General features: G+C 55.0%; 22 protein-coding genes. 9 read left to right on the top strand and 13 right to left on the bottom strand.

The features are described from left to right. Window positions 1-259: 259 nt before the first annotated feature. Both RMR24_RS06070 and RMR24_RS06065 read right to left on the bottom strand, forming a co-directional pair. On the bottom strand, window positions 260-1660 hold the full coding sequence (locus tag RMR24_RS06070) for an aminopeptidase P N-terminal domain-containing protein (RefSeq protein WP_310614187.1): 1401 nt from the start codon (window positions 1658-1660) through the stop codon (window positions 260-262). 16 nt (window positions 1661-1676) lie between these two features. After that, complete coding sequence (locus RMR24_RS06065) at window positions 1677-2495, bottom strand: sugar phosphate nucleotidyltransferase (RefSeq protein ID WP_310614186.1); 819 nt, start codon at window positions 2493-2495, stop codon at window positions 1677-1679. 127 nt (window positions 2496-2622) lie between these two features. On the opposite strand from RMR24_RS06065, the gene tkt reads away from it, so the two are divergent. From tkt to gap (RMR24_RS06050), 3 genes are all read left to right on the top strand, one after another. Continuing rightward, window positions 2623-4728: a transketolase gene (gene tkt, locus RMR24_RS06060; RefSeq protein WP_310614185.1), complete on the top strand. Its 2106-nt coding sequence runs from the start codon at window positions 2623-2625 to the stop codon at window positions 4726-4728. A 37-nt stretch (window positions 4729-4765) separates the two neighbouring features. Continuing rightward, entirely contained in the window at window positions 4766-5773 is a 1008-nt protein-coding gene (gap, locus tag RMR24_RS06055) for a type I glyceraldehyde-3-phosphate dehydrogenase (RefSeq protein WP_310614184.1), read from the top strand. A gap of 118 nt (window positions 5774-5891) precedes the next feature. Continuing rightward, window positions 5892-6890: a type I glyceraldehyde-3-phosphate dehydrogenase gene (gap, locus tag RMR24_RS06050; RefSeq protein ID WP_310614183.1), complete on the top strand. Its 999-nt coding sequence runs from the start codon at window positions 5892-5894 to the stop codon at window positions 6888-6890. Window position 6891: 1 nt separating this feature from the next. On the opposite strand, the gene RMR24_RS06045 is transcribed toward gap (RMR24_RS06050), so the two are convergent. Further along, window positions 6892-7515 carry a TMEM165/GDT1 family protein gene (locus RMR24_RS06045; protein WP_310614182.1) on the bottom strand — a complete coding sequence of 208 codons (624 nt, stop codon included), beginning with the start codon at window positions 7513-7515 and terminating at the stop codon, window positions 6892-6894. 186 nt (window positions 7516-7701) lie between these two features. On the opposite strand from RMR24_RS06045, the gene RMR24_RS06040 reads away from it, so the two are divergent. Continuing rightward, a complete protein-coding gene (locus RMR24_RS06040) occupies window positions 7702-8904 on the top strand; it encodes an ammonium transporter (RefSeq protein WP_310614181.1) in 1203 nt (400 codons plus the stop codon). Window positions 8905-9097: 193 nt separating this feature from the next. Continuing rightward, on the top strand, window positions 9098-9604 hold the full coding sequence (locus RMR24_RS06035) for an RNA-binding protein (protein WP_310614180.1): 507 nt from the start codon (window positions 9098-9100) through the stop codon (window positions 9602-9604). A gap of 46 nt (window positions 9605-9650) precedes the next feature. Here the strand turns inward: RMR24_RS06035 and lptC are convergent, their stop codons facing one another. The 8 genes from lptC to rpmH all read right to left on the bottom strand — a co-directional run bounded on the left by lptC (window position 9651) and on the right by rpmH (window position 15963). Next, window positions 9651-10307 (bottom strand): LPS export ABC transporter periplasmic protein LptC, encoded by a 657-nt coding sequence (lptC, locus tag RMR24_RS06030; RefSeq protein ID WP_310614179.1) that lies wholly within the window; start codon window positions 10305-10307, stop codon window positions 9651-9653. Next, a complete protein-coding gene (locus RMR24_RS06025) occupies window positions 10304-10852 on the bottom strand; it encodes an HAD hydrolase family protein (RefSeq protein WP_310614178.1) in 549 nt (182 codons plus the stop codon). The genes lptC and RMR24_RS06025 overlap by 4 nt, the downstream gene beginning before the upstream one ends. After that, window positions 10852-11865 (bottom strand): KpsF/GutQ family sugar-phosphate isomerase, encoded by a 1014-nt coding sequence (locus RMR24_RS06020; RefSeq protein WP_310614177.1) that lies wholly within the window; start codon window positions 11863-11865, stop codon window positions 10852-10854. Before RMR24_RS06020 ends, RMR24_RS06025 begins: the two co-directional genes overlap by 1 nt. A gap of 26 nt (window positions 11866-11891) precedes the next feature. After that, window positions 11892-13355 (bottom strand): tRNA uridine-5-carboxymethylaminomethyl(34) synthesis GTPase MnmE, encoded by a 1464-nt coding sequence (mnmE, locus tag RMR24_RS06015; RefSeq protein WP_310614176.1) that lies wholly within the window; start codon window positions 13353-13355, stop codon window positions 11892-11894. Window positions 13356-13424: 69 nt separating this feature from the next. Then, on the bottom strand, window positions 13425-15134 hold the full coding sequence (yidC, locus tag RMR24_RS06010; protein ID WP_310614175.1) for a membrane protein insertase YidC: 1710 nt from the start codon (window positions 15132-15134) through the stop codon (window positions 13425-13427). After that, a complete protein-coding gene (gene yidD, locus RMR24_RS06005; protein WP_310614174.1) occupies window positions 15131-15394 on the bottom strand; it encodes a membrane protein insertion efficiency factor YidD in 264 nt (87 codons plus the stop codon). The genes yidC and yidD overlap by 4 nt, the downstream gene beginning before the upstream one ends. After that, window positions 15391-15825: a ribonuclease P protein component gene (locus tag RMR24_RS06000; RefSeq protein ID WP_310614173.1), complete on the bottom strand. Its 435-nt coding sequence runs from the start codon at window positions 15823-15825 to the stop codon at window positions 15391-15393. The genes yidD and RMR24_RS06000 overlap by 4 nt, the downstream gene beginning before the upstream one ends. A gap of 3 nt (window positions 15826-15828) precedes the next feature. Beyond that, entirely contained in the window at window positions 15829-15963 is a 135-nt protein-coding gene (rpmH, locus tag RMR24_RS05995) for a 50S ribosomal protein L34 (protein WP_005798102.1), read from the bottom strand. 203 nt (window positions 15964-16166) lie between these two features. Between rpmH and dnaA the strand changes: the two genes are divergently transcribed. The 3 genes from dnaA to gyrB all read left to right on the top strand — a co-directional run bounded on the left by dnaA (window position 16167) and on the right by gyrB (window position 21552). After that, window positions 16167-17579, top strand: coding sequence for a chromosomal replication initiator protein DnaA (gene dnaA, locus RMR24_RS05990; protein WP_310614172.1), 1413 nt, complete (start codon window positions 16167-16169; stop codon window positions 17577-17579). Between the two features lie 232 nt (window positions 17580-17811). Continuing rightward, window positions 17812-18918 carry a DNA polymerase III subunit beta gene (gene dnaN / locus RMR24_RS05985; RefSeq protein ID WP_108283649.1) on the top strand — a complete coding sequence of 369 codons (1107 nt, stop codon included), beginning with the start codon at window positions 17812-17814 and terminating at the stop codon, window positions 18916-18918. A gap of 69 nt (window positions 18919-18987) precedes the next feature. After that, on the top strand, window positions 18988-21552 hold the full coding sequence (gyrB, locus tag RMR24_RS05980; RefSeq protein WP_310614171.1) for a DNA topoisomerase (ATP-hydrolyzing) subunit B: 2565 nt from the start codon (window positions 18988-18990) through the stop codon (window positions 21550-21552). Window positions 21553-21563: 11 nt separating this feature from the next. Here the strand turns inward: gyrB and RMR24_RS05975 are convergent, their stop codons facing one another. Both RMR24_RS05975 and RMR24_RS05970 read right to left on the bottom strand, forming a co-directional pair. Next, entirely contained in the window at window positions 21564-22427 is an 864-nt protein-coding gene (locus RMR24_RS05975; protein ID WP_310614170.1) for a pirin family protein, read from the bottom strand. Next, window positions 22424-22618, bottom strand: a complete 195-nt coding sequence (locus tag RMR24_RS05970; RefSeq protein ID WP_310614169.1) for a cation transporter — start codon at window positions 22616-22618, stop codon at window positions 22424-22426. Before RMR24_RS05970 ends, RMR24_RS05975 begins: the two co-directional genes overlap by 4 nt. A 33-nt stretch (window positions 22619-22651) precedes the next feature. On the opposite strand from RMR24_RS05970, the gene RMR24_RS05965 reads away from it, so the two are divergent. Further along, window positions 22652-24931, top strand: a complete 2280-nt coding sequence (locus tag RMR24_RS05965; protein ID WP_310614168.1) for a heavy metal translocating P-type ATPase — start codon at window positions 22652-22654, stop codon at window positions 24929-24931. Window positions 24932-24953: the final 22 nt, after the last annotated feature.

The following is a 24953-nucleotide window of genomic DNA, read 5'->3' as shown; positions in this document are numbered from 1 at the left end:
TAGCGGTCAGGTGGTTGCGTTTTTGTTTGTCTAGATGCCACTTGGTTGTGGGGAGGTATGCGCTAGGACTTACTGTCGCTTCGCGCCAGAATATCGCCTACGCGCACACCGCCCCACAGCCAAGCTAGACACTGGCCACAAAAATATTTCGCGCCAACTAGAGGTGTGGGTGCCGTGAGCTCGCCCGACGCAATCGAGGCGTGAGACTCTGAGGAGGGCGGGCTCACGGCACCCGCACCTCGATGCCCCGCCAAAGAAATTAACCGCGCATCAACGCTTCAATTTCAGAAGCAATCACAGGCACGCCACGAGAAATCAACTCGCAGCCACCCGACGTGACGATAGCGTCGTCCTCAATACGAATGCCAATGTTCCAAAACGCTTCTGGCACATCATCTGCAGGACGCACATACAAGCCCGGCTCAATCGTCAGCACCATGCCCTCACGCAAGATACGGCTGGGGCGGTTGACGATGGTTTCGCCAGACAACGGGTCTTTGCGGTTACTGGTTTGACTCAGCTCGGTGGGCTCCACGTAGCTGCCGCAGTCGTGCACATCCATGCCCAGCCAATGGCTGGTGCGGTGCATGTAAAACGGGAAGTAGGCACGCTTTTCAATCACGTCTTGCGCATTGCCGTGTTTGGCTTTGCTCAACAAACCGAGGTCCAACAAACCTTGCGCCAGCACTTTGACGGTGGCGTCGTGCGGGTCCACAAACCGCGCACCGGCTTTGGTAGCGGCCACGGCTGCGTCTTGGCTGGCAAGCACCAAGTTGTAAAGGTCCAGCTGTGGGCCGCTGAACTTGCCATTGGCGGGGAAGGTGCGCGTGATGTCTGAGGCATAGCCATCTAACTCGCAACCCGCATCAATCAACACTAACTCGCCATCGCGCACGGGCGCTGCGTCAGCGCGGTAGTGCAACACGCAAGCATTCGCGCCTGCGGCCACGATGGAGGTGTAGGCGGGGAACTGCGAGCCATGCATGCGGAACTCGTGCAGCAACTCGGCGTCTAAGTGGTATTCGCGCACGTCTTGGCCCGCACGCAACATGCGTGCACTGGTTTGCATGGCGCGGATATGGGCTTGGGCGCTGATCTGCGCGGCGCGGCGCATCACGTCTTGCTCGTGTGCATCTTTGATGAGGCGCATTTCATCGAGTGGGCCGCAGGCGTCGCGCTGCTGCGCAGGGCATTGCGCGCCGAATCGCACACGGGCGCGCACGGCATTGAGCCAGCCGTCCAGGCGTGTTTCTAAACCTTTATGAGTCGCAAACGGGTACCAAACGGTGTGTTGGTTCTCCAGCAATTTGGGCAACTGCTTGTCTAACTCAACCACCGAGACCGCAGCGGTCACGCCCAGCGCGGCCACGGCGGCGTCTGGCCCCAAACGAAAGCCATCCCAAATTTCGCGTTCCAAATCTTTGGGCTGGCAAAACAGCGTGCTGCGGCCTGTGGCGTCGAGCACCAACCACGCATTGGGCTCGGTAAAACCCGTCAGGTAATAAAAGTAGCTGTCATGGCGGTACGCAAAGTCGCTGTCACGGTTACGTGCATGTTCTGGTGCGGTGGGAATGATGGCCACGCCGCCATCGCCCAAGAGTGCGGCCAAACGCGCGCGACGTGCGGCGTAAATTTGGGCGTGTGCTATCGCTTGTGTCATGTCTTGCCTTGTGTGTTCAGGTGACGTTGAGTTGCGCCAAACGTTCGGGCGTGCCCACGTCGGTCCACGCGCCACTGTAGAGCGACGCACTCACCGCGCCATTGTCCATGGCGGCTCGCAACATGGCGGCCAGTGGGGCTTTCACGCCCGCTGGGTTACCGGCTGGTATGTCACACCAAGCGGCCTCGAAGAAGGCACGCTTGTAAAGCGCGATGGTGCTGAAGGTGTAACGCGGCGGCTCTTGATTTGCAGCGACGGCGGAAACATTCGTCGCATCAGCAACTGTTTCAACAACCAACTTCGGCAAGTTCAATGCCAAACCATCCGCCGACAAACCAAAGTCGCCGCTCAAATTGTGCTCAGGGTTGGGCACCAGCCAAATGTGGGCTAGTTGTGGGCTGGCATTGAATCGTTCATAAGCCTCGGGGGCAAACACAAAATCTGGCGCAAACACATCGCCCGCCGCGACCCAAAACACATCGGCCAACTGAGGCAATGCCCGCGCAATGCCCCCAGCGGTTTCTAAAGCGCCGCCAAAGTCCACGCCTTCTTGCGAGTAGTGCAGGTGCACGGGGACTTGGCCATCCGTTTCAAAGACAGCGCCAAATCGCTGAGGAATTTGTTCGCCCAGCCACGCCGTGTTGATGACCAAGTGAGAAACGCCGCCGCGCTGCAAGCCTTGCATGGCCCATTGCATCAGCGGCTGACCACGCACAGGCAACAGCGGTTTAGGCGTGCCATCCGTCAGCGGCCGCATGCGCTCGCCGCGACCTGCGGCCAAAAGCAGGGCCGTGGCAAGGGCGGGTGAGGAGGCAGAAATGAGGCGTTTTGTCATCACGTGTCAGTGTAGCTAGCCAGCGGTGCTGGCTATTTGCAAAACATCTGTCACGCGCGGTTAGCCAAAGGGGGGCTGGCTCGCTAAAATCGTGGTTTTCCCTCATTACCCACCGGAGCCGCCTGACATGGCAAACACCCAACAAATGGCCAGCGCAATTCGCGCCTTGGCAATGGACGCTGTACAACAAGCCAACTCAGGCCACCCCGGCGCGCCCATGGGCATGGCCGACATGGCTGTCGCTTTGTGGGGCGACCACCTGCGTCACAACCCCAAGAACCCCCATTGGTTGAACCGCGACCGTTTTGTGCTGTCCAACGGCCACGGCTCGATGTTGATTTACGCGCTGTTGCACCTCACCGGCTACGACTTGCCCATGAGCGAGTTGAAGAACTTCCGCGTGCTGCACAGCAAAACAGCAGGACACCCCGAAGTGGGCGTGACGCCTGGCGTCGAGACCACCACAGGCCCCTTGGGCCAAGGCATCACCAACGCGGTGGGCATGGCGTTGGCTGAAAAGCTGTTGGCCTCTGAGTTCAACCGCAAAGGCCACGACATCGTCGACCACCACACCTACGCCTTCATGGGCGACGGTTGTTTGATGGAAGGCATCAGCCACGAAGCGTGCTCGTTGGCCGGCGCATGGAAGCTGAACAAACTCATCGCTTTGTACGACGACAACGGCATTTCTATCGACGGCCAAGTGGCCCCTTGGTTTGCCGACAACACGCCCGAGCGCTTCAAGTCATACGGCTGGAACGTGATTGGCCCCATCAACGGCCACGACGCCGCAGTGGTCAGCCAAGCCATTGCATCCGCCAAACTGAGCACAAACAAGCCCACGCTGATTGTGTGCAAAACCAGCATCGGCAAAGGCAGCCCCAACCGCGCTGACACGGCCAAGGCCCACGGCGAACCTTTGGGTGCTGAAGAAATTGCACTCACACGCGCAGCCATCCATTGGAACCACGCGCCGTTTGAAATGCCCAAAGAGGTGTACGCCGATTGGAATGCCGCCGCTAAAGGCAAAGCCCAAGAAGCCGAGTGGAAAACTGCTTTCGCCGCCTACAAGGCCGCGCACCCCGCCTTGGCCAAAGAACTGCTGCGCCGCATGGCCGGCGAGTTGCCCAAGAACTTTGCACAAATCGTGGTCGACACCGTCATCGGTGCCCACACCAAAGCCGAAACCGTGGCCAGCCGCAAGGCCAGCCAATTGGCCTTGGAAGCCTTCACCGCCGCCTTGCCCGAACTCTTGGGTGGCAGCGCTGACTTGACCGGCTCTAACCTGACCAACACCAAATCCACCCCCAACCTGCGCTTTGACGCGGCAGGCCATGTATTGAAGAACGAAGCAGGCGTCGGTGGCCGTCACATCAACTACGGCGTGCGCGAATTCGGCATGGCCGCCATCATGAACGGCGTGGCTTTGCACGGCGGCTTCATCCCTTACGGCGGCACGTTCCTCACCTTCAGTGACTACTCGCGCAACGCCATTCGCATGGCCGCGCTGATGAAGCAACGCATCATCCATGTGTTCACCCACGACTCCATTGGTTTGGGCGAAGACGGCCCGACGCACCAGTCCATCGAACACGCTGCCTCGCTGCGCTTGATCCCCAACCTCGACGTGTGGCGCCCTGCAGACACAGCTGAAACCGCTGTGGCTTGGGCCGTGGCTTTGCAAAACAAAAACAAACCCACCGCTTTGTTGTTGAGCCGCCAAAACTTGCCTTACCTGCCTAAAGGTGACGCGCATAGTGATGCACGGGGCAAAGCCGTGCACAGCAAGGCCACCTTGGCCGCTGGCGACATCTCTGGCCTTGACGCCATCAACAAAGGGGCTTATGTGTTGGCAGAGCCAAGCGAGGTTGGCCTCAAGAAGAAGTCGCAAGCTGTCATCTTGGCCACTGGCTCTGAAGTGCAACTGGCCATGAAAGCCCAAGCTTTGTTGGCCGAGCGCCAGATTGCCGTTCGCGTGGTGTCTGTGCCCAGCACGACTACCTTTGACCGCCAAAGCATGGCCTACAAATCCGCTGTGCTGCCAGCTGGCCTGCCCCGCATTGCGGTGGAAATGGGCTCGACGGACGGCTGGTGGAAATACGGTGTGTCCGCCGTGGTCGGCATCGACACCTACGGCGAGTCAGCACCCGCACCCATTTTGTTCAAACACTTCGGATTCACGCCTGAGAACGTGGCCGACACGGTTGAAACAGCGCTGCAAAAGCAGGCTTGAACAACACAAGTTTTTAACTTCCTCCTCAAGGCTCCACATGACCATCAAATTAGGCATCAACGGTTTCGGCCGTATCGGTCGCTTGGCTTTGCGCGCTGCGCTCAAGCACGGCTATACCGACATCCAAATCGTCGGCATCAACGACCCCAAGCCCGCAGACTACTTGGCTTACATGCTCAAGTACGACAGCGTGCACGGCCGCTTTGATGGCACCGTGGAGCACACCGAAGACGCCCTGATCGTCAACGGCAAAAAAATCAAACTCACCCATGAGCGCGATGCACACAACTTGCAATGGGGCGCCTTAGGCGTGGACATCGTGTTGGAATGCACCGGCCACTATCTGACCGAACCCACCAGCCAAATGCACATCGCGGCAGGTGCCAAAAAAGTGGTCATTTCTGCTCCGTCCAAAGACAGTATTCCGATGTTTGTGTATGGCGTGAACCACAAGAAATACGCGGGCGAAGCCATCGTGTCCAACGCGTCTTGCACCACCAACTGCTTGGCTCCTGTAGTCAAGGTTTTGAACGACAAATGGGGCATCAAGCGTGGTTTGATGACGACCGTGCACGCCGCGACCGCAAGCCAAGCCACCGTGGACAGCTCGTCTCGCAAAGACTGGCGCGGCGGCCGCGGCATCTTAGAAAACATCATTCCTTCTAGCACTGGTGCTGCCAAAGCGGTGGGCGTGGTGATTCCGGAAATCAAGGGCAAGATCACTGGCATGGCCTTTCGCGTGCCCACGTCAGATGTGTCCGTGATTGACCTGACGGTGGAACTCACCAATGAGGCCAGCTATGCCGAGATTTGCGCCGAAATGAAAGCGCAAAGCGAAGGCGCCATGAAGGGCGTGCTGGGCTACACCGACGAAAAAGTGGTGTCCACCGATTTCCGCGGCGAGCCATGTGCCAGCGTATTTGACGCCACAGCAGGTATCGCTTTGGACAAAAACTTCGTCAAGATCGTCGCTTGGTACGACAACGAATGGGGCTATGCCAAGCAGTGCTTGGAGATGGTTCGTGTGGTGGCCAAGAAGAAATAAACCTCTTCGTTTCTCTACTGAATAGCGCCCACACGTTTGCAGTTGGTAAAAAAAATACACGTATTTTCGTTAAATCATGTAACAAAGTTTCATAGAATCAAGCATCAAGGAGACTGACATGACCATCAAAATTGGTATCAACGGTTTTGGCCGCATCGGACGCATGGTGTTTCGCGCCGCCATTCAAAACTTCCACGACATCGAAGTTGTCGGCATCAACGATCTGTTAGAGCCCGATTACTTGGCCTACATGCTCAAGTTCGACAGCGTGCATGGCCGCTTCCAAGGCGAGGTGTCGGTAGACAACGGACACTTGGTGGTCAACGGCAAGAAAATTCGCCTGAGCCAAGAGCGCGACCCCTCTGCTTTGAAGTGGAACGAAATAGGCGCAGAGGTGGTGGTGGAAGCCACAGGCCTATTCCTGGACCAAGCCACTGCTGAAAAACACTTGGCTGCCGGCGCTAAAAAAGTGCTGTTGTCAGCGCCGTCGAAAGACGACACGCCCATGTTTGTGTTTGGCGTCAACCACGACACCTATGCGGGTCAAGCCATCGTCTCGAACGCGTCTTGCACCACCAACTGCTTGGCTCCCATTGCCAAAGTGCTGAACGACAAGTGGGGCATCAAGCGCGGCCTGATGACCACCGTGCACGCCACCACGGCCACGCAAAAAACCGTGGACGGCCCAAGCAACAAAGACTGGCGTGGCGGTCGTGGCATTTTGGAAAACATCATCCCCTCCAGCACAGGCGCGGCTAAGGCTGTGGGCGTGGTGATTCCAGAAGTCAAGGGCAAGCTCACGGGCATGGCATTTCGCGTGCCCACCTCTGACGTCTCGGTCGTGGACTTGACGGTCGAGCTCAGCAGCGAAGCTACTTACAAAGAAATTTGCGCTGAGATGAAAGCGCAAAGCTTGGGCGCGTTGAAAGGCGTGCTGGGTTACACCGAAGAAAAAGTGGTGTCCACTGACTTCCGCGGCGAGCCCTGCACCTCGGTGTTTGACGCGGATGCGGGCTTGGCATTGGACAGCACCTTCATCAAAGTCGTCAGTTGGTATGACAACGAATGGGGCTACTCCAACAAGTGTTTGGAGATGGTGCGCGTGATCGCCAAATAACTCAGTTGGATGCAGCGGGTGCCGCCTGCTCGGCAGGCACGGACTCGTTCGGCGCCTGGGGTTCATTGCCGCCCAACAGCACCAGCAAGCCCAGCACCACAAACACCGCTGCGCTGATGCGGTGCACCCAAGTGAGCGGCACCAAGCGCGTGATGCGCTCGCCAAACCACACCACCGGCGCGTTGGCCAACATCATGCCCAGCGTAGTGCCTGCCACCACCCACAACCACGACTGGTATTCGGCGGCCAACATGACGGTGGCAATTTGTGTTTTGTCGCCCATCTCAGCCAAGAAGAAGGCGATGACGGTGGTGCCAAACACACCGAACTTCGGCGCCACATTGGCATCTTCATCGTCCAACTTGTCCGGTACCAACATCCATGCGGCCATAGCCAAAAACGAGACGCCTAGCACCCAGCGCAAAACCGTCGGGCCCATGAAATTTGTAATCCACGCGCCAAAACCACCGGCCAAGGCGTGGTTGGCCAATGTCGCCACCAAAATGCCCCACACGATGGGCCAAGGCTTGCGAAATCGCGCGGCCAAAACGAGCGATAAAAGTTGCGTCTTGTCGCCCATTTCAGCGAGGGCGACGATGCCCGTTGAGATCAAAAAAGCTTCCATGGGCGCATCCTACCGTGCACCCATTCAGACCCTGTGGTAATCCCTGATGTCATTCGAATTCACTGTGGGCCGTCCTCTGCTTTGGTTTCAATTTGATTTGGTGCATTTTTTGCTTACATCTGGTGCGATTCAAAAGAACTGCGTAAAAACGCACCAAAATAAAACAAACTTTCCAAGGGTACATATATGGATGCACACAAACAGGGCGCAGATGCTTTGTTCATTCTGTTGGGAGCCATCATGGTGCTTGCCATGCATGCGGGCTTCGCGTTTTTAGAACTGGGCACGGTTCGCCGTAAAAACCAAGTCAATGCACTGGTGAAAATTTTGGTCGACTTCTGCGTATCTACCCTCGCCTACTTTGTGGTGGGCTACGGCGTGGCGTATGGCGCAAGCTTCATGATCGGCGCAGAGTCCTTGGCAGATAAAAACGGCTACGAACTGGTGAAGTTTTTCTTCTTGTTGACCTTCGCCGCCGCTATTCCCGCCATCATCTCGGGCGGTATTGCTGAACGCGCCAAGTTTTGGCCGCAACTGATTGCCACGGCTGTGATCGTTGGCTTCGTTTACCCGTTCTTCGAGGGCATTGCCTGGAACCAACATTTCGGTTTTCAAGCATGGCTCAAAGAAGTAACCGGCGATGAGTTCCACGACTTCGCGGGCTCTGTCGTGGTTCATGCCGTAGGCGGCTGGATTGCGTTGCCTGCCGTCTTGCTACTGGGCGCACGAAGCAACCGCTACCGCAAAGACGGTGCCATTTCTGCGCACCCGCCTTCGAGCATTCCTTTCCTCGCTTTGGGCGCATGGATTTTGATCGTGGGCTGGTTTGGCTTCAATGTGATGAGTGCACAAACCCTCGACAAAATTTCTGGCCTCGTGGCTGTCAACTCGCTGATGGCGATGGTGGGCGGCACTTTGGTGGCGCTGATTGCTGGCAAAAATGACCCAGGCTTTGTGCACAACGGCCCTTTGGCTGGGTTAGTGGCGGTGTGCGCGGGATCTGACTTGATGCACCCCATGGGCGCGTTCGTGGTGGGCGCTGTGGCGGGGGGTATTTTCGTCGTGATGTTCACACTCACACAAAACAAGTGGCGCATTGACGACGTGTTGGGCGTATGGCCTTTGCACGGTCTGTGCGGCACTTGGGGCGGCATTGCGGCTGGTATTTTTGGCACGCAAGCGCTGGGCGGCATGGGTGGCATCAACCCCACGGCGCAATTAGCTGGAACCGCGCTGGGTGTGGTGTGGGCTTTGGTCGGTGGCTTTGTGGTCTATGGCGTCTTGAAAATGACGATGGGTTTGCGCATGAGCCAAGAAGAAGAGTTCGAAGGTGCCGATCTGACCATCCACAAAATCACATCCTCACCTGACCGCGAAGCAAGTTGGTAAGCCACACCAAGTGTGGTTTTTCGGCCATAAGTTACGTCATATACAGGTAAACGCTTGGATGTTTGGCAATCTCGTGCTCCATAATGATTGCGACTTTATAAATGCACGTCATTTAAAAGGTTGTGTTTGGTGATTGGTCAGTTTCGCTTCGGGACTCCATCGCTTTGTTTTTGTGTTTTAAGGAGTCCCTTTCATGGGCAATAAACTGTACGTCGGCAATTTGCCATATTCAGTGCGCGACAGCGATCTCGAGCAGTCATTTGGACAGTTCGGTACTGTGACCAGCGCTAAAGTCATGATGGAGCGTGACACGGGCCGCTCTAAAGGTTTTGGTTTTGTCGAGATGGGCAGCGATGCCGAAGCTCTGGCAGCAGTCGAAGGCATGAACGGCGCACCTTTGGGTGGTCGTAGCCTGGTGGTGAACGAAGCTCGCCCCATGGAGCCACGTCCTCCTCGCTCGGGCGGCTTCGGCGGCCGCGAAGGCGGTGGTGGTTATGGTGGTGGCCGTGAAGGTGGCGGCGGCGGATACGGTGGCGGTGGTCGCGAAGGCGGCGGTGGCGGCTACGGTGGTGGCGGTCGCGAAGGTGGCGGTGGTGGCTTTCGTAGCCCCTACGGTGGCGGCGGTGCTGGCGGTGGTCGTCGTGAAGGTGGCGGCGGCGGCGGTCGTGGCGGCTTCGGTGGCGGTGGCAATAGCTACTAACCGATCTGCTTCGCTGCACATCAAAAGGCTCCCTCGGGAGCCTTTTTCATTTCTTCTCTTTGTCTTTTGGCGGAAGCAAGGTTCCTCGCACGCGACCGGTGAGCTGCATGAGACGGTCTAAATTGTTGTAGTCCATGCCCTCTTGTGAGGTGAAGCGGTCACCCGCACCGCGCACCAAAACCACGGGCATGTGTGAGCGCACTTGTTCAGTGTTGGCAAACAAGTGCAAAAAGTCGCTGTGCATTTCACTGCGCGGCGTTTGCACTCCTTGTGCATTGATACTGGCTTCGCGAACCACGACCGCCTTGTCAAACAGCTGAGCTTCTGAACCATCCGCATTGATCAACCCACGCACAGCAACCGCTGTTGTCACGCGCCCTTCTGTACCTAAGATTCGAATTCGCGGCTGATCAACTTCCAACGTATCGGTGTCGGGATAGTGGCGTCCCTCTATGCCGACCATTTCACTTTTCAGACGACCGTCTTCGGCAAACACTTTGACCGAAAAGTCGCGCATGAAGTAATCGGGCACATGTCGCGGCGGCGCTTCTTGTTCGATCTCGCCCATCACCGGTGAATTGCGCACCAACCAATACGTGCCCATGGCCATGAGCCCCATGAGTAGCAAAGGCAGGTAAACCGCCAAGCGATCAAACACGCGCCGTACGCGCATCAACATGGACAGCGGCGCAACTGCGCTCATCTGACATAACCCCGCAACAACTCGGCATAACGGCCGCTGGCCACAAGCAGCAAATCACAAAACTCTCGAACGGCGCCGTGGCCACCTTCGCGCTCGGTCACGTAATGCGAGATGGCTTTGACCTCGATGTGTGCATTGCTGGGTGCGCACGCAATTGCAGTGCGCGTCATCACGGCCATGTCGGGCCAATCGTCACCCATGTGCGAAGCCTGTGACCAGTCAAGGCCCAACTCATTGAGTATTTCTTGGGCCGCAGGGGCTTTGTCTTCAGTTCCGTAGCGCACATGGGTAATGCCCAAGGCTTTAAGTCGAGCACGTAAAGGCGCACTGTCGCGACCCGTGATGACTGCAGGCGTGATGCCTGCTTTTTGCAGCATCTTCAAACCATGACCGTCGAGGGTACAAAAGCGTTTGATGGTTTCGCCACTCTCTGTAAACAAGAGGCCGCCATCGGTGAGCACGCCGTCGACATCGAAGAAAGCCACGCGCACGCCTTGTGCTTTCAGTAGTAAGGCGGGGTCAAAGTTCAAAGCGGGTGTGTGCATCAAATGACTTTCGCGCGCATGAGGTCGTTGGTGTTGATCGCGCCGCACAAAATGCCGTGTTCATCCACCACCAGAACACTGGTGATGCGATAGAGCTCCATCAACTCAGCCGCTTCGGCGGCCAAGGCGCTGGCGCGCACAGTGCGCGGATTGGCGTGCATCACTTGCTCAGCGCTGAGTTGGCGCATGTCGGTGCCGGTTTCGATGAGGCGACGCAAATCGCCGTCGGTGAAGATGCCCAGCACTTTTTGATTCGCGTCCACGATGGCTGATGCACCCAAGCCTTTGGCGCTCATCTCGCGCATCAAGTCACTAAAGCTGGCTGTAGGCAGAACGCTGGGCACGTCGTTGCCGCTGCGCATGACATCGCTCACATGCGTCAACAGTCGGCGGCCTAAAGAGCCGCCTGGGTGTGAGCGTGCAAAGTCCTCCGCCTTGAAGCCACGCGCATCCAGCAGGGCCACAGCCAAGGCATCGCCCATGGCCATTTGCGCGGTTGTGCTGGCAGTGGGCGCTAAGTTGAGTGGGCAGGCTTCTTTGAGCACGCCGGTGTTGAGCACGATGTCGGCATGCTTGGCCAGCGTCGATTGCGGGCCTCCTGTAAGCGCCACCAATGGCACGCCTTGGCGCTTGAGCACTGGCAAGATGGCGGCGAGTTCATCGCTCTCGCCACTGTTAGAAATAGCAATCACAAGGTCGGTGTCTTTGACCATACCTAGGTCACCATGGCTGGCTTCTGCAGGGTGCACAAACATGGCGGGGGTCCCCGTAGACGCCAAGGTGGCCGTGATCTTGCGGCCTACATGGCCGCTCTTGCCCATGCCCATCACGACGACGCGACCGGTGACTTTGAGAATGGCGTGCACCGCTTGCACAAAGCTCGGTGACAAACCGCTGCGCAAATGGCGCACGGCGTCGGCCTCGATCTCAAGGGTGTCGTGGGCCAACTGCAATATGCGCTGGTCGTCCACCTGCGCAGCGGGGCTGGCGGTGTGAGCATGGTTTTGGGTCATGCGGTCATTTTATCGGTGGGGTGAGCTTATTTGCCGATACAAAAGCTTGAGAAGATCACACCCAACAAATCGTCAGACGAAAACTCGCCCGTGATGGTGTTGAGTGCGTTTTGGCTCAGGCGCAGCTCTTCGGCCAACAAGTCGAGTGCCGGCACTTGCGCTTGTAGGCTGGCGTTGGCCATCATCAAATGCTCGGCGACCTCGTGCAAGGCTTGTACATGTCGCTCGCGGGCCATAAACATTCCCTCTGCGCTTGCGCCTTGCCAGCCGACTAGGTGCAACAGATGTTGACGCAAGGCTGGTAGGCCATCGCCGGTTTTGGCCGACAAGGTGATGTGTGTTGTTTGATTAACGTTAGCTTGTGCCGCTGAAACGGCTGGCGTTGTTGCGTTTGACGTTGTCGCTTCGCTGTACGCATCGGCTTTGTTCCACAGATGCAACACAGGAACATGGCTGTTGAGCTTTTCGTGCAAGCTTTGCTGAATGTGCGCATCGGCTGCGTCATAGGCCGCATCGTCTTTGCGAGTGAGGTCATGCAAAAACAGCACGGCGTCGGCTTGGCCAATTTGGTCCCATGCGCGGGCAATGCCAATGCGCTCGACCTCGTCCACATCGGGGTGTTCGCGCAAACCTGCGGTATCCACCACATGCAAGGGCACGCCTTCAATTTGAATGGTTTGCTGCACCACATCGCGCGTGGTGCCGGCAATGGGCGTGACGATGGCCAACTCTGCACCGGCCAGCGCATTGAGCAACGAGCTCTTGCCCGCGTTGGGTTGACCTGCGATCACCACGCGAATGCCTTCGCGCAGCAACGCGCCTTGCTTGGTTTGCACCATCACGCGTGCGAGGTTTTGCTGCAAGCGGTCGAGCTGGCCTTGCGCGTCGGCTTGCTTTAAAAAGTCAATGTCTTCTTCTGGAAAATCCAACGTCGCTTCTACCAACATGCGCAGGTGAATCAGCGCATCGCGCAGTTGATGAATTTCATTCGAGAAAGCACCTGCCAGCGAGCGACTAGCGCCGCGTGCAGCGGCTTCGGTGCTGGCGTCAATCAAATCAGCCACCGCTTCCGCCTGAGCCAAATCGAGCTTGTGGTTCATAAATGCGCGTTGCGTGAACTCACCCGGCTGCGCCAAGCGCAAGCCACTGAGCAGCGGCTTGTTTTGTTCGTTCAACACAGCCGCAACGCGCATGCAGCGTGCGACGATCAGCTGCAACACCACGGGGCCGCCATGCGCTTGCAGTTCCAACACATCTTCACCTGTGTAACTGTTGGGGCCGGGAAAGTGCAGGGCCAGCACATGGTCAATGGGTGCGCCTGTTTCGTCGGGCAGCGGCAGGTAGGTGGCTTCGCGTGATTTGAGCGCTCGCCCACACAGGGCCAGCACCAATGCGCCTAAGTTTTTGCCGCTCACGCGCACGATGCCCACCGCCCCTCGACCGGGTGCTGTGGCTATGGCAATGATGGGGGCGTCGTGAAGAGCAAGCATGGGGTGATTGTCCAGAAAAAAACCCGCCATCCGAGGGTGGCGGGTTTTTGGATTGTCCAAATGTCGACGTTAGAACTTGGGCAAGTTGAATTGCGGTGGCACACCCATGCGCACGTTGATGAGCCATTGCTGAGCAATCGACAACACGTTGTTGGTGATCCAGTACAGCACCAAACCGGCAGGGAAGAAGAAGAACATCACGCTGAAGGCCAGCGGCATGATCCACATCATCTTGGCTTGCATGGGGTCTGGTGGCGCGGGGTTCAATGCGGTTTGTAGCAACGTGGTGAGCGTCATGAACAGTGGCAAGATAAAGAACGGGTCGGGTGCCGACAAGTCGTGAATCCAACCCACCCATGGGGCATTGCGGATTTCAACGGTCGACAACAACACCCAATACAAGGCAATGAAGACGGGGATTTGCAACGCGATAGGAACGCAGCCACCCATGGGGTTGACCTTTTCTTCTCGGTAAATTTTCATCATTTCTGTTTGCATTTGTTGCGGATTGTCTTTGAGACGCTCGCGCATTTCCATGATTTTGGGATTGATGGCTTTCATCTTGGCCATGCTTTGGTAAGCGTGAGCGTTCAACCAATAGAAACCGGCCTTGAGCAAGACCACCAGGGCCACGATAGACCAGCCCCAATTGCCCAAAATCTTGAACAGTTGATCGAGCAACCAAAAGAGCGGCTTAGCCAAGATGGTCAACCAACCGTAGTCTTTGACCAGCTCCAAACCTGGATAAAGGGCTTCGAGTTTTTTCTCTTCTTGTGGACCTGCGTACAAGGTGGCAGCAATGCTCTTTGTCTGGCCAGGTTTGATGGCTTCTAAAGGAGAAATCATGGTCACGCGGTAGCAGCAATCGGGCATCGTGGATCCAATGTCCACGGCATCGATAGAGATGTCGCGGTTCACGCCTTCAGGCAAGATCCAAGCGCTTGCAAAGTAATGCTGCACCATGGCGATGTAGCCCGTAGTGGATTGCTTTTCAACATCTACTTTTTTCTTTTTGATGTCGGCAAACTCCACTTTTTGGTACTTCTTGGCTTCTGTGTAAATCGCAGGGCCGGTGAAGGTGGAGTAGAACGAAGATTCGCCAGCAGGTTTGTTGCCATCACGCACCAATTGGTAATACAACTGAGGCACCACATCTTGTGAGCTTGTGTTCACGATGTCGTGCTTCACAGCCATGTCGTAAGCACCGCGCTTGACGGTGTATGTCTTGATCAGTTTCACGCCGCCTTGTGCAGCAGATTCAAACGTGATGGACAACTCGTTATCACCGTCTTTGAGTTTGCGTGCGCCTGGACGAACCGTCATCACTGATTTATGTGTGGGCAATGCAATACCAGGAACGCTGGAAATCAACCCCGTTTGTGCCGTGTAAATGCGGTCTTTGCTGTCGTCTAACAACACGATGTGGTTGCCAGGCTTTTGCTCGTCCTCGTGCTTCAATAACTCAACACGCACCAAAGTGCCGCCTTCGGTGTCAAAACTAAGCTTAGCCACGTCGGTTTCAATTTGAACCAATTCTTTTGTAGCTGCTCGCGTTTCAACCGCAGGAACCGCTGCTGCCGTACCTTGTGGCAAAACTGGCGTTGGCACACCTGCCGCTTGCGGCACAGCAGAAGCTGCGTCTGTTGCTACCTTGACCGGTTGTGCAGGCGTTGGGAAGAAGGTGGCCTTGTGTCCGTTGTGAACTTGCCATTGGTCCCACAAAAGAACCATGGAGAAACCAAAGATCACCCACAAAATGGTGCGGCGAATGTCATTCATGAAGTTTTCTTTCCGGAGTTGGAAGAGGTCAAAGAGCTAAACAAAGCAGGCGGCACGGGATCATGCCCGCCAACACACCAAGGATGGCAACGCGCTAACCGGTGCAAAGTCAAATAGCTACCCCGTGCAGCACCATACAGCTCTAAAGCTTGCAGTGAATACACAGAACACGTAGGTTCAAACCGACACGAAGAACCAAGCCAAGGGCTAAGTAGCAAACGATAACCACGCACCAGCGTCATTAAGAATGACTGCATCATGCGGCGCTCACTCGGCTAAACAACTGTTTGAGCTCTTCGCGAACGGTTTGCTTAAGCACATCTGACGAAGCACTCACAAAACTTGAGGGGTTAAACGCTGCTCGCAATCGAACCACGTAGGCGGTCGGCGTCAAGCCTTTTTCAAATTCGCGCGAAACCGCGTGAATTTGTCGTCGGATTAAATTGCGCGTGACGGCTCGTTTGGCCCACCGTTTTGGGGTGAGTGCGCCCATCATCAACACACCATCGACAAACAGGGTCGGGGTTTCTTCAAACCCAGACCCTGTAGAGGCTTTGGCCGGAGGTTGCCACTGGTGCAACACAAAATGCGGCGTACGTGCCACAGATCCTGCCGACATGACCGCTTGAAATTCTGACCACTGATGCAGACGTTCCACGGCGCTTGGGTCGCGGGTCTGGTCAACGGTCAAAAATTAGACAGCCAGACGTTTGCGACCTTTGGCGCGACGTGCGTTAATCACAGCGCGGCCACCGCGTGTTTTCATGCGGACCAAAAAGCCATGGGTACGGGCGCGACGGGTTTTAGAAGGCTGGTAAGTGCGTTTCATGATTTTTCCAAAAAGCTAAGCCCTGAGAGATCAGGGAAACCAACGATTATCTCAAATTTTTGGGACACTTGCAGACTTTTATCCACACTCTTTTAGCGAAGTCTTTTAAAAAAGACTTTCTTGTTTAACCAAGCTGTGGATAATTTTTGATAAAGTGCTCTATTGCCTGCCTTTTAAAAGCATCTATCCACAGAAAAATTTTCATGAATCAGGGTCTTCCTTCCTCTGCCGCTGACGGCCCTTCACCCCCTTCGGGTGATGGTTTGTGGCAAGCCTGCGTTGATCAATTGGCGCAAGAGCTGCCAGAACAACAGTTCAATACGTGGATCAAACCTCTCGTTGCCAACGTCGCAGCCGACCTCAGCAAAGTCGTTATTTTTGTTGGTAACCGCTTCAAATTGGACTGGATCCGTGCCCAATATGCCAATCGGTTAGCGGGTTTGCTGCAACAACTTCATGGCCAACCCATTCAAGTTGAGTTAGCGATCACTCCTAAAGAAACGCCCGTCAGAATTAAGCCTGTGTCGTTTTCTCAAGAACTTGAGTCATTGCCTGAAAGCTTTGTCGGCTTAGAAGAGGGCATTCCTAGCGGCCCCCGCACACGCCTCAACACGGCCTTGACTTTTGATACCTTGGTTGAAGGCACCGCCAACCGCATGGCGCGCGCTGCAGCGATGCATGTCGCGACGATGCCGGGTCAGCTATACAACCCTTTGTTCATTTACGGTGGTGTGGGTTTGGGTAAGACCCACTTGATGCATGCTGTCGGTAACAAACTGTTGTCAGAACGCCCAGATGCCAAAGTTCTCTACATCCATGCAGAACAGTTTGTTTCAGATGTGGTTAAAGCGTACCAGCGTAAAACTTTTGATGAATTCAAAGAGCGTTATCACTCACTCGATCTTCTTTTGATCGACGATGTGCAATTTTTTGCAAACAAAGAACGCACGCAAGAGGAGTTTTTCAACGCCTTTGAGGCTCTGCTGGCGAAAAAGTCACACATCATCATGACGAGTGATACCTATCCCAAAGGTCTCACCGACATCCATGAGCGCTTGGTATCTCGCTTTGATGCAGGGTTGACCGTGGCCATTGAGCCGCCCGAGCTTGAAATGCGTGTGGCAATTTTGATCAGCAAATCACGCGCTGAAGGCTCTGAAATGCCAGAAGAAGTTGCTTTCTTCGTGGCCAAGAACGTGCGTTCGAACGTCCGCGAGCTAGAAGGCGCCTTGCGAAAAATCTTGGCTTACTCGCGCTTTAACCAAAAAGAAATTTCGATTCAATTGGCACGCGATGCCCTACGCGACTTACTTTCTATCCAAAATCGTCAGATTTCTGTAGAGAACATCCAAAAGACCGTGGCCGACTATTACAAGATCAAAGTAGCGGACATGTACTCTAAGAAACGTCCTGCATCGATTGCAAGACCCCGCCAAATTGCCATGTATTTAGCCAAGGAACTCACACAAAAGAGTCTTCCTGAGATCGGTGAGCTGTTTGGTGGGCGTGATCACACCACGGTGCTGCATGCAGTTCGCAAAATCACAGCTGAACGCCAACAAATGGCTGATTTGAACCAACAGCTGCACGTCCTAGAGCAAACACTCAAAGGTTAAACAGCAAAAAGAACAACCTTGTGGATAGTTTCGGGACAACACCAGAGTTATCCACAGATATGTAGGAATTAAGAAGTTATCCCCGTTTGAACGACAGTAGAAAAGCAAGCTTACCAACACCTTCCCGGTGAATCCAAGTGCTTGAAAAAAAAGAGGAAAATGCTGTTGTCCACAGAAAGATGCTTTGCTTATCTACTACTACTAATTTAAATAAAGAAAACAAGAGGAAGAGATGATCGTACTGAAAGCAACACAAGACAAGGTTTTGTCAGTTCTGCAATCTGTTGCAGGTATCGTTGAACGTCGTCATACATTGCCAATCTTGGCAAACGTGTTGATTCGAAAAACTGGTAGTTCTTTGCAACTAACCACCAGCGACTTAGAGATTCAAATTCGCACAACAGCCGAGCTCGACGGAGATGCAGGCAACTTTACGACCACAGTTGGCGCACGTAAGCTGATTGACATTTTGCGGACCATGCCTTCAGATCAAACTGTGAGTTTGGAATCGAATCAAAATAAATTGATTTTGAAAGGTGGCAAAAGCCGCTTTACTTTACAAAGTTTGCCTGCAGAAGATTTTCCGTTGGTGCAAGAAGCAGCCAACTTTGGTCCCTCATTCAGCGTGCCGCAGAAAACTTTGAAAGAGTTGTTGCACCAAGTGTCATTTGCCATGGCTGTGCATGACATACGCTACTACTTGAACGGTATCTTGTTTGTCGCTGAAGGCAAGCAACTGAGCTTGGTTGCCACAGACGGTCACCGTCTCGCTTTTTCTTCTGCTACCTTGGATGTGGAAGTGCCACGCCAAGAAGTTATCTTGCCGCGAAAAACAGTGTTGGAAATGCAGCGTTTGTTGAGCGACAAAGAAGGCGCGATAGAAATGCAATTTGCTGGTAACCAAGCCAAGTTCACATTTGACGGCATGGAGTTTGTGACAAAGCTGGTTGAAGGTAAGTTTCCAGATTACAACCGTGTGATTCCAAAGAACCACAAGAACACCATCACCATGGGTCGTACGGCTTTATTGGCAACTTTGCAACGCACAGCGATTTTGACCAGTGAAAAGTTCAAGGGTGTGCGCCTGAACTTGGAGCCCGGTGTGTTGCGCGTAGCGTCGAGCAATGCAGAGCAAGAAGAAGCCGTGGACGAACTTGAAATTGACTACAACGGTGATGCGATTGAAATTGGCTTCAACGTCACGTACTTGATCGATGCTTTGACCAATATGGATCAAGACATGGTTCAAGTTGACTTGGCTGATTCCAACAGTTCAGCCCTCATCACAATTCCTGAAAACACCACCTTTAAATATGTGGTGATGCCAATGCGTATCTAACGCCTTGCTGTTTCCCTTTTTTCTGATTGAAACCGTGGGGTGCTTATGCCTCACGCACGAAGACTTGCTATGACCGAACCCACTCAAACCCCTGAAACCCCTATGACGCCTCCAGCCGGCGAAGGCTATGGTGAGGGGTCAATTCAAATTTTGGAAGGCCTTGAAGCGGTTCGTAAGCGCCCTGGCATGTACATCGGTGATACATCCGACGGTTCAGGTCTGCACCACTTAGTATTTGAGGTGGTCGATAACTCAATTGACGAAGCCTTGGCTGGTCATTGCGATGACATTGTGGTCACCATTCACAGCGATAACTCCATCAGCGTGACCGACAACGGTCGTGGTATTCCTACTGGCGTGAAGATGGATGACAAACATGAACCCAAGCGCAGTGCTGCCGAAATCGCTCTAACTGAATTGCATGCAGGCGGTAAATTCAACCAGAACAGCTACAAAGTGTCAGGTGGTTTGCACGGTGTCGGTGTGTCATGTGTGAACGCATTATCTAAATCCTTGCGTTTGGTAGTTCGCCGCGAAGGCAAGGTGCATACCTTAGAGTTTTCTAAAGGTTTTGTGCAAAATCGTTTGATCGAAGTGGTGAACGGCGTTGAAGTTTCCCCTATGCGCATCACGGGTGATACCGAAAAGCGCGGCACAGAAGTTCACTTCTTGCCTGACACAGAAATCTTCACGCAAAACACAGATTTTCATTACGAAATTTTGAGCAAGCGTTTGCGAGAACTCAGCTTCTTGAACAACGGTGTGCGTATTCGCCTGTTGGATGAACGTACAGGCAAAGAAGACGACTTTTCTGGCGCCGGTGGCGTGAAGGGTTTTGTAGACTTCATTAACTCTGGCAAGAAGGTGCTGCACCCCAATGCGTTTTATGCCGAAGGCGATCGTCCTGCTGAAACCTATGGTGGCATCCCAGGCACCAACATTGGTGTAGAAGTGTCCATGCAGTGGAACGATGGTTACAACGAAAACGTTTTGTGTTTTACCAACAATATTCCACAGCGGGATGGAGGTACCCACTTGACCGGTTTACGTGCTGCGATGACGCGTGTCATCAACAAGTACATCGAAGAAAACGAATTTGCCAAGAAAGCCAAAGTTGAAGTGACAGGTGACGACATGCGCGAAGGCTTGTGTTGCGTCTTGTCTGTCAAAGTGCCTGAACCAAAATTCAGTAGCCAGACCAAAGACAAACTGGTCTCCAGTGAGGTGCGAGCACCCGTGGAAGACATCGTCGCCAAAACACTGACCGACTATTTGCAAGAGCGTCCCAATGACGCCAAGATCATTTGCGGCAAGATTGTGGAAGCAGCGCGTGCACGTGAAGCTGCCCGTAAGGCCCGTGAGATGACACGCCGTAAAGGTGTGCTAGATGGCATGGGCTTGCCAGGTAAATTGGCCGATTGCCAAGAAAAAGACCCAGCTTTGTGCGAAATCTACATCGTAGAGGGTGACTCCGCTGGCGGTTCAGCCAAACAGGGCCGTGACCGTAAATTCCAAGCGATCTTGCCTCTGCGCGGCAAAATTTTGAACGTTGAAAAAGCACGTTATGAAAAGCTGTTGACCAGCAACGAAATTTTGACGCTCATCACCGCTTTGGGCACCGGCATAGGCAAAGCCAGTGCAGAGTCTGGCAAGTCTGCCACCGATGACTTCAATGTGGACAAGCTGCGCTACCACCGCATCATCATCATGACGGACGCTGACGTTGACGGTGCACACATTCGCACACTGTTGCTCACGTTTTTCTATCGCCAAATGCCGGAATTGGTGGAGCGTGGTCACATCTACATTGCTCAGCCGCCTTTGTATAAAGTGAAGGCAGGCAAAGAGGAGCTGTACCTCAAAGATGCATCCGCTTTGGATGGTTTCTTGCTGCGCATTGCCATGAAAGACGCCAGCATCACCACAGGTGGTGCTAATTCTCAGGTGTTGAGTGGCGACACGTTGAACGAATTGGCGCGCAAGCACCAAGTGGCTGAAGCTGTCATTGCACGTTTGAGCGGTTTCATGGATGCCGAAGCGTTGCGCGCCATGGCTGACGGTGTGTCGGTCAACCTTGACACCGTGGCCGATGCAGAAAAATCTGCAGTGGCGATGCAAGAAAAATTGCGTGAACTCGGCAGCGGCTCAGAAGCCACGGGCGAGTTCGACGTGCGCACCGACAAACCGATTTTGCGCATCAGCCGCCGCCACCATGGCAATGTCAAAAGCAGCGTGATTACCCAAGATTTTGTGCATGGTGCCGATTACGCAGCATTGGCCGAAGCAGCCCTAACCTTCCGTGATTTGGTGGGCGAGGGCTCAAAAGTGCACCGTGGTGAAGGCGAGAAGGCCAAAGAAGAAAAAGTCTCTGACTTCCGCCAAGCCATGAAGTGGTTGATTGGCCAGGCCGAAAACGCCACCGCCCGTCAACGTTACAAAGGTTTGGGTGAGATGAACCCAGCCCAGTTGTGGGAAACCACGATGGACCCAACAGTGCGTCGCTTGCTTCGTGTGCAGATTGACGACGCCATTGAAGCCGACCGCGTGTTCACCATGTTGATGGGTGACGAGGTGGAGCCTCGCCGCAACTTCATCGAAAGCAACGCCCTGCGCGCTGCCAACATCGATATTTAATCGATCCTCGTTTAGCCCATCAAGCCTGCACGAAAGTCGTCCACGGCTTGCACCAGTTCTTCGCGCGTGTTCATCACAAAGGGGCCGTATTGAGCGATGGGCTCGTTGAGTGGTTTGCCCGCAATCACGATGGCGCGCGTGTTGGCTTGGGCGCGTAGCACCAAACCCTCGCCACTGTTGGTGAGCACGGCCATACGTTTGATTGGCACGGTTGTGCTTGTGCCGCCTTGCATCACATCTAAGCCGCCGCGATATACATACACAAACGCGTTGTGCGTGGTCTGCAATGGTTGTTCAAATATCACGTCCGCTGTCGCAGGGAAGTGCAGGTCCAAATACAAAGGGTCGGTGTGTTCGCGCTGGATCGCACCATCTGTGCCGTGTGAGTGACCAGCAATCACACGCACCAACACGCCGTTTGCTGTCGTGACTTCTGGAATGTCTTCGCTTTGAATGTCGCTGTACCAAGGTTCACACAGTTTGTTTTTGGCAGGCAAGTTAAGCCACAGCTGAAACCCTTCCATCACGCCTTCTTCTTGTTCGGGCATTTCGCTGTGGGTCAGCCCGCGTCCAGCGGTCATCCATTGCACGCCGCCGTTTTGCAGCAAACCTTCGTGTCCGCCACTGTCTTTGTGGCGCATGCGGCCGGCAATCATGTAAGTCACCGTCTCAAAGCCGCGGTGTGGGTGGTTGGGAAAGCCTGCAATGTAGTCGCCGGGGTTGTCGCTGCCAAACGCATCGAGCATCAGAAACGGGTCTAAGCGTTCTTGCAAATCATGGCTCAATACGCGGGTTAGGCGCACACCTGCACCGTCTTGGGTGTCTTGGCCTTGCACCAAGAGCTCAACGCTGCGAGCTTCTTGTATCTTGCTCATGCCACTTGGTAACCTTCCTCAGCAATGGCGTGCGCGATGTCTTCACGCTTCTGGTTGCTTTGCACATCGACCTTGCCGGTGCTGCGGTCAATCTCAACTTTGGCCTCTGGGTCTAAGCGGGCAATGGCTTTTTTGACGGCCATTTCGCAGTGGCCGCAAGTCATGCCTTGCACTTGAAATGAGTTGTCCATGTAGCGTTCCTTTGAAAGATGTAACCTTAACCCATGTCTGAATTGTCTAGCGATATTGGTATTGGTGGAATGACCTGTGCCTCATGTGTGGCCCGCGTGGAACGCGCCATTGCCAAACTGCCCGGCGTTGAATCAGTGAGCGTGAACCTGGCCACTGAAACCGCCCGAGTGACGTGGGCAGCTTCGCAAGCTCAAGAGGAGGGCCAAACGCAGCAAGCTCGCTTGCGCCGTGCTGTGCGTGAGGCTGGTTATGAGCCACTTGCAGCAGAACATTTAGAACGAGCGCCAGAGGGCGCATGGGCTGGCTTCATGCCCGTGGCCATTGGTCTCATGCTTAGCGCTCCTTTGGTCTTGCCCATGTTGGGTGATGCACTGGGCCAGCACTGGATGCTGCCCGCTCTGTGGCAGTTTGTGTTGGCTACGCCCGTGCAGTTTGTGTTGGGTGCACGTTTTTACAAAGCCGGGTGGCATGCCTTGCTGGCTGGCAGCGGCAACATGGATTTGTTGGTAGCTTTGGGCACCAGCGCCGGTTGGGCTTTGTCGGTGTGGTTGTGGCTTAGCGCCCCTGCTGGAGCCATGGTGCATTTGTATTTCGAAGGCTCAGCGGTGGTCATCACCTTGGTGTTGTTGGGCAAATGGCTAGAGGCCCGCGCGAAGCGGCAAACCACCGATGCCATTCGCGCCTTACATGCGTTGCGTCCGGCTCGCGCACGCGTCATCACCTTAGACGGTGAGGTTGAAATTCCGATAGAAGAGCTGCTTGTTGGCGACCGTTTGGTGGTGCTTCCCGGTGAACGCTTTGCGGCTGACGGCGTTGTGTCGGAAGGCCAAACGCAGGTCGATGAAGCCATGCTCACCGGCGAGCCGTTGCCTGTTCACAAGGACGTTGATTCACGCGTAACGGGCGGCAGCATCAATGGCGAAGGTCGTTTGGTGGTCCGCGTTAGCGCCACGGGCACCACCACGGTGCTGGCTAACATCATCCGCTTGGTGGAAGACGCACAAGCGGCCAAGGCGCCTATTCAGCGCATGGTTGACCAAGTGTCAGCTGTCTTTGTGCCAGTGGTCTTTGTGCTGGCTTTGGTGACCTTGCTGGTTTGGTGGTTCACGGGCCATAGCCTAGAGGTGTCGCTCATTCATTGCGTCGCAGTTTTGGTCATTGCGTGTCCGTGTGCTTTGGGTTTGGCCACACCGGCGGCCATCATGGCGGGCACGGGTGTGGCCGCCAAGCACGGTATTTTGATCAAAGATGCGCAAGCGCTTGAGGTGGCGCACAAGGTGGACACGGTCGCTTTTGATAAGACCGGCACGCTCACCTTGGGCCAGCCACGCTTGTTGTCATTAAACGCAGTTGCAGCGCAGCCATGTATTGCATCTCTTTCGGTGAAATCAATCGCAATGAGCCCCGATGAACAAGCCTTGCTCGCCTTGGCCGCCAGCTTGCAAAGTGGCAGCGAACATCCTTTGGCGCACGCCGTGGTGCAAGCGGCTAAAGCGCAGCACCTTCACTTGGATCCATCTAAAGACGTCAAAGCGGTGCCTGGTTTTGGGAGTGAAGGCAGTGTGCAAGGTCGCCAATTGCTGTTGGGCAGCTTGCGCTGGATGGCAACGCTCCAACTTATGAATGGCGAATGGCAAGCCAACGCAGAGGCTTTGCAGGCGCAGGGTGCTACGGTGTCGGTCTTGGCCGAACGAACGCCGCAAGGGGTGCTTGCGCTTGCCGTGTTGGCTTTCGGAGATGAACCCAAGCCGGGTGTCCAAGATGCCCTCGCCAAACTGCGCGCACGCGGTTTGCGTTTGGTCATGATCTCTGGCGACAACGTGGGTGCCGCACAAACCATGGCCGCACGTTTGGGACTGCATGCTGACGAAGTACACCCTGATGTGATGCCAGGCGAGAAAGCGGCATTGGTGAAAAGCCTGCAACTCAACCCACACGGCGCAGCGCATGTGCTGGCCTTTGTGGGTGACGGCATCAACGATGCTCCCGCGCTAGCCGCTGCTGATGTGGGTCTTGCCATGGCCAATCTCAATGCCGACGGTCAACGTGGTGGTACCGATGTGGCAATGCAGGCGGCGGGTATCACGCTCATGCGCGGCGATGTGGCGTTGGTGGCTGGTTCGCTCGATATCTCAGCGCGTACGGTTGCCAAGATCCGTCAAAACTTGTTTTGGGCGTTTGCCTATAACGCGGCAGGTATTCCACTTGCCGCTATGGGCTACTTAAGCCCAGTGGTTGCTGGTGCGGCCATGGCGCTCAGCTCCGTGAGCGTGATGACCAACGCTTTGCTGCTCAAACGCTGGAAGCCGTAATCTTCACGCTTTGTTTTTTAGC

This window comes from Limnohabitans sp., from assembly GCF_031539105.1.
Lineage (GTDB): Bacteria > Pseudomonadota > Gammaproteobacteria > Burkholderiales > Burkholderiaceae_C > Limnohabitans.
This window is presented reverse-complemented; position numbering and strand designations above follow the sequence as displayed.